Origin of the sequence: Arthrobacter sp. TB 26, assembly GCF_000427315.1 — a bacterium.
Lineage (GTDB): Bacteria > Actinomycetota > Actinomycetes > Actinomycetales > Micrococcaceae > Arthrobacter.
The window spans coordinates 6121-11961 of record NZ_AUPJ01000162.1 but is presented as its reverse complement, the minus strand read 5'-3'; the positions used below and the strand labels follow the sequence as shown (position 1 = coordinate 11961).

Here is a 5841-nt window from a genome sequence, read left to right as displayed (position 1 = left end):
CGGGCGGCCGCCCCCAATCCTTTCCGGTGGTGACGCCCGAGGAGTCCGCGAAGGGCGGCCGGTTCCGCTGGCGCACCGCCGGCCGGCTGCTCGGACTGCTGCGCCCGTCGAAGTGGCTGATGGCCGGTGTCATCGCCGCCACGTGCGCCTTTGTGTTCCTCAACGTTGCGGCGCCGAAAGTGCTGGGTGACGCCACCGACGTCGTCGTTGTGGGGGTGGTCGGGGGATCCTTCAACCAGGCCAAACTGGCTGCCCTGCTGGCGGGGGTTTCGATCATGTACCTGGGTGCCTCTGTCTTCAGCTGGATCCAGGGAACCCTGACGGCCGTGGCGGTGCAGCGCCTGGGCTACGGGCTGCGCGCTTCGGTGGAGGGCAAACTGCACGTGCTGCCGTCCAGCCATTTCGATGAGCAGCACCGCGGTGACGTACTGAGCCGCGCCACCAACGACGTCGACAACATCGCACAGGCGCTCAACCAGCTGCTCAACCAGCTGATCATGTCGCTGTTGATGCTCTCCGGGGCCCTGGCGATGATGCTGTGGCTCTCCCCGGTCCTGGCCGTGATCGCGCTGGCCTCCGTCCCGGTGTCCACCCTCATCACCATCCTGGTGGCCCGGAAGTCGCAGGCCCACTTCACCGAGCAATGGGGGAGTACCGGCGAGCTGCACGCGCAGCTCGAGGAGTTCTTCACCGGCCACGAGGTGGTCAAGGCATTCGGGCGGCAGGAGGCGGCCGCGGCCAGTTTCAAAGACGGCAACGACAGACTGTGCCGGGCCAGCACCCACGCCCAGTACGTGTCCGGCGTCGTTCAGCCGCTGATGGTGTTTGTGTCCAACCTCAACTACGTCGCCGTCGCCGTCGTCGGTGCGCTCCAGGTCCTGGCCGGAGCCATGACCATCGGCGGCCTGCAGGCCTTCATCCAGTTCAGCAGGCTCTTCAGCCAGCCGATGGGACAGATTGGCGGCATGCTGACCCTTATGCAGTCCTGCCTCGTGTCGGCCGGGCGGGTCTTTGAGCTCCTTGATGCGCCGGAGATCCCGGCGGAGACGGCCGCGGGTGCGGCGCCGGCCCGTTCGGGCGATGCACCATCCGACGCCGCCGGCCGGGTCACGTTTGAGCATGTCAGCTTCGGCTACAGCCCCGGCACACCCGCGGTCCAGGACCTGTCCTTCGCGGTCGAACCCGGGCAGACCGTGGCGATCGTGGGGCAGACCGGTGCCGGCAAGACCACCGTGGTCAACCTCCTGATGCGCTTCTACGAACTGGATTCCGGCCGGATCACGGTCGACGGCGCGGACATCGCGGAGCTGACCCGCGACGAACTGCGGACCAATTTCGGCACGGTGCTGCAGGACGCGTGGCTCTTCACTGGCAGTATCCGCGACAACATTGAGTACGGCCGCCCCGGCGCGGCCGACGCCGAGATTGTTGCCGCGGCGCAGGCCAGCCATGTGGACCAGTTCGTCCGGGCCCTGCCCGGCGGCTACGCCACGATGCTCGGCAACGACGGCGACTCGCTGAGCCGCGGCCAGCGCCAGCTCATCTCGATCGCCAGGGCGCAATTGGCGGGACGCAACATCCTGGTCCTCGACGAGGCCACCAGTTCGGTGGACAGCCGCACCGAAGTGCAAATCCGACAGGCCATGCGGCGCCTCCGGCAGGGACGCACCAGCTTCGTCATCGCCCACCGCTTGTCCACCGTCCGGGACGCTGATCTAATTCTGGTCATGGACCAAGGACGCATCGTTGAACAGGGCACCCACCGCCACCTCATGGCCGGGGGCGGTCTGTACCTGAAACTGTATGAGGCGCAGTTCGCCCGCCGCGAACAAGGCAAGCCCGCCCGGGAGCCGGGACAGTGACGCCCGCCGCAGCGTCAACCTCGCCGTTCCCCGGTGCCTGGCGACCCAATCCGGGCAGCTCCGTCCCCCTGTTCGACCAGCTCCGGCTCAACATTATTGAACGGGCCGACGACGGGACCCTGGCCCCCGGCACCAAGCTTCCTGCCGTCCGGAGCCTTGCCGGCGAGCTGGGCGTCGCACCGCACACGGTGGCCCGCGCCTACAAGGAACTGGAGGCGGCCGGCGTCGTCGTGACCAGGGGCCGGAACGGAACAGTGGTGTGCGCCCGGGACGAGGCGTGGAGCTCACTCTCCGCGGCCGCGGCCGGGTTCGCCGGTGCCGCCAAGGCCCAAGGCGCCAGTTTTGCCGAAGCCGTGCAGTTGCTGGCCGCTGCCTACGACCGGGAATAACTCCCCGTTAGCACATCGGGCGGCGATTCCCGGCCGGGGCGCAGCCGGGAATGGAAATTCGAAGAAGTTTTCGATTAGCATTGATAGCGTGCCTAAAGCCGTAGCTGAAGATCCAGCCGTTGATTCCCAGACCGCCGTTCAAATGGGTTCCGTTCCGATGAGTCCGGCAAAACCCGGCCGCGGGGAAGACTCCCGCCCGGCGGTGAAGCGTCCGGACATGTCCCGGCTCGTCGTCAAGGGCGCGCGCGAACACAACCTGCGCAACGTCGACCTGGACCTGCCCCGAGACTCCATGATCGTCTTTACGGGGCTCTCGGGCTCGGGCAAGTCCTCGCTGGCGTTCGACACGATCTTCGCCGAGGGCCAGCGCCGGTACGTCGAATCGCTCTCCGCCTACGCCCGGCAGTTCCTGGGCCAGGTGGACAAGCCCGACGTCGACTTCATCGAGGGCCTCTCGCCCGCGGTGTCCATCGATCAAAAGTCCACCAGCAAGAACCCGCGCTCCACCGTGGGCACCATCACCGAGATCTACGACTACATGCGCCTCCTGTGGGCCCGTGTCGGCCGCCCGCACTGCCCGGTCTGCGGGGAGCCCGTCGCGAAGCAGACCCCGCAGCAGATCGTCGACCAGCTGCTGGAACTGCCCGAGGGCACCCGCTTCCAGATCCTGGCCCCGGTGGTCCGTGGGCGCAAAGGCGAATTCGTCGAGCTGTTCAAGGAACTCACCGCCAAGGGCTACTCGCGGGCACGGGTCGATGACAAGCTGATCCAGCTCAGCGATCCGCCCAAGCTCGGCAAACAGTTCAAGCACACCATCGAAGTTGTCGTGGACCGCCTCGTGGTCAAGGAGGGAATCAGCCAGCGCCTCACCGACTCGGTGGAAACCGCCCTCGGCCTGGCCGAAGGACGGATTCTCGCCGAATTCGTCGACCTCGAGGCTGACGACCCGGAACGGGTCCGGGCGTTCTCCGAAAACCTTGCCTGCCCCAACGAGCACCCGCTCGCGATCGACGAGATCGAACCACGCTCCTTCTCCTTCAACAACCCCTTTGGCGCCTGCTCGGCCTGCAGCGGCATCGGCACGAAGCTGGAGGTCGATGAGGAACTCATCATTCCGAACGGGGAACTGTCCCTCTCGGAGGGAGCAATCGCCCCCTGGTCACTCGGCACCGCGACGACGGAGTACTGGAACCGTCTGCTCGGCGGACTCGCCAAGGAACTCGGTTTCTCGATGACAACGCCCTGGGACAAGCTCTCCCAGGACACCCGCCAGACCGTGCTGCACGGCAAGGACCATAAAGTCGTGGTGCAGTACCGCAACCGCTTTGGCCGGGAACGCAAATACAGCACAGGCTTTGAGGGCGTCATGCAGTACGTCCACCGCAAACACCTCGAAACGGACTCGGACTCGGCACGGGACCGCTACGAGGAGTACATGCGGCAGATCCCGTGCCCGGCCTGCAACGGCGCACGCCTGAACCCGGCTTCGCTCTCGGTCCTGATCAACGGCAAGTCCATTGCCGAGGTCGCCGCCCTGCCGATGCGCGAGTGCGCCCACTTCCTGGACAACCTGGTACTCAGTGGCCGCGAAGCCCAGATCGCGAACCAGGTCCTCAAGGAGATCCAGGCCCGCCTGACCTTCCTGCTCGACGTCGGGCTGGAGTACCTGAACCTGGAGCGGCCATCCGGTACCCTGTCCGGCGGCGAAGCCCAGCGCATCCGGCTGGCCACACAGATCGGCTCCGGCCTCGTGGGTGTGCTCTACGTCCTGGACGAGCCGTCGATCGGCCTGCACCAGCGTGACAACCGCCGCCTGATCGAAACCCTGACCCGGCTGCGGGACCTCGGCAACACCCTGATCGTGGTGGAACACGATGAGGACACCATCCAGGAAGCCGACTGGGTGGTGGATATCGGACCGGGCGCCGGCGAACACGGCGGCATGGTGGTGCACTCGGGTTCCTACAAGGACTTGCTCGAGAACACCGGATCGCTCACCGGCGACTACCTCTCCGGCCGGAAAAAGATAGAGATCCCCAAGAAGCGGCGTAAATACGACAAAAAGCGCGAACTGAAGGTCGTCGGCGCCAAGGAGAACAACCTCCTGAACGTGGACGCCACCTTCCCGCTGGGCCTGTTCACCGCGGTGACCGGCGTCAGCGGTTCGGGAAAATCCACCCTGGTCAACGAGATCCTCTACAAGGTCCTGGCCAACAAGCTCAACGGCGCCAAGCAAGTGGCGGGCCGGCACAAGTCCATCCAGGGGCTCGAACACCTCGACAAGGTGGTCCACGTCGACCAGAGCCCCATCGGCCGCACCCCGCGGTCCAACCCAGCCACCTACACGGGCGTCTTTGACAACATCCGCAAGCTGTTCGCAGACACCACCGAGGCCAAAGTCCGCGGCTACCTGCCGGGACGGTTCTCCTTCAACGTCAAGGGCGGACGCTGCGAGGCCTGCTCCGGCGACGGCACGCTGAAGATCGAAATGAACTTCCTGCCGGACGTCTACGTGCCCTGTGAGGTGTGCCACGGTGCCCGGTACAACCGGGAAACCCTGGAAGTCCACTACAAGGGCAAGACCATCGCCGACGTCCTGAACATGCCGATCGAGGAAGGCGCCGAGTTCTTCGCGGCGTTCACGCCGATCGCCCGGCACCTGCGCACCCTTGTCGACGTCGGGCTCGGCTATGTCCGGCTCGGCCAGCCCGCGACGACGCTCTCCGGCGGCGAGGCGCAGCGCGTGAAGCTTGCGGCCGAGCTGCAGAAGCGCTCCAACGGCCGAAGCATCTACGTGCTGGACGAGCCCACCACCGGCCTGCACTTCGAGGACATCCGCAAGCTGCTGCTGGTCCTCCAAGGCCTCGTGGACAAGGGGAACACGGTCATCACGATCGAGCACAACCTTGATGTCATCAAGAGCGCGGACTGGATCGTCGACCTGGGTCCGGACGGCGGATCCGGCGGAGGCCGCATCGTCGCCTCGGGAACTCCCGAACATGTCGCCAAGTCCACGGAAAGCCATACGGCCGCCTTCCTGGCCGACATCCTGTCCTGAGACCGGCCCGGTGCCGGTGCCTGTGCGGAAGGAACCGCAGAGGCACCGGCGCCGCAACAGATACATTCCCGCCGGGGTATGCGAGTTTCTGGCATCGGTTGACTCGTGAGAAACTAGGCCGGTGACCCAAACAACAGTGCCCGTGATCTTTGACCTGGACGGCACTCTTGTCGATCCGGCGCAGGGAATATCGGACGGAATCGCAGCTGCCCTCACAGAGCTCGGCCTCGACATTCCCGGCAAAGCCCGGATGGATGCCATGATCGGCCCGAAACTCAGCCATTCCCTCACGGACATCGCCGGGGTCCCGGCCGGACAGCTCGACCACGCCATCCGCATCTACCGTGCCCACTACCTGGCCACCGGGATCGCCCAAAGCAGGCTCTACCCGGGAATCCGGGCGCTGCTGGAATCGTTCGTCGAGGCCGGACGGCCCCTCGCCGTTGCCACCCAGAAGCCCGAAGGTCTGGCCCGCATTGTCCTGGAGCACCATGGTATTGCCGCCTTGTTCCACACCATCCGCGGCTCGGCC

Annotated in this window: 4 protein-coding genes (1 of these 4 only partly in view); all 4 read left to right on the top strand. The window is 66.0% G+C overall.

The genetic code is table 11. The features are described 5' to 3' along the window. The first annotated feature begins 119 nt into the window (after positions 1–119). Entirely contained in the window at positions 120–1862 is a 1743-nt protein-coding gene (locus K789_RS0105515) for an ABC transporter ATP-binding protein (protein ID WP_084507281.1), read from the top strand. Then, positions 1859–2251: a GntR family transcriptional regulator gene (locus K789_RS0105510; RefSeq protein WP_024365888.1), complete on the top strand. Its 393-nt coding sequence runs from the start codon at positions 1859–1861 to the stop codon at positions 2249–2251. The genes K789_RS0105515 and K789_RS0105510 overlap by 4 nt, the downstream gene beginning before the upstream one ends. A gap of 157 nt (positions 2252–2408) precedes the next feature. Then, positions 2409–5309, top strand: a complete 2901-nt coding sequence (gene uvrA / locus K789_RS0105505; protein ID WP_237739524.1) for an excinuclease ABC subunit UvrA — start codon at positions 2409–2411, stop codon at positions 5307–5309. Between the two features lie 121 nt (positions 5310–5430). Then, positions 5431–5841: the 5' portion of an HAD hydrolase-like protein gene (locus K789_RS0105500; RefSeq protein WP_024365886.1), read on the top strand. It continues 369 nt past the right edge of the window; only the first 411 of its 780 coding nucleotides appear in the window; its start codon is at positions 5431–5433; its stop codon lies beyond the right edge, outside the window.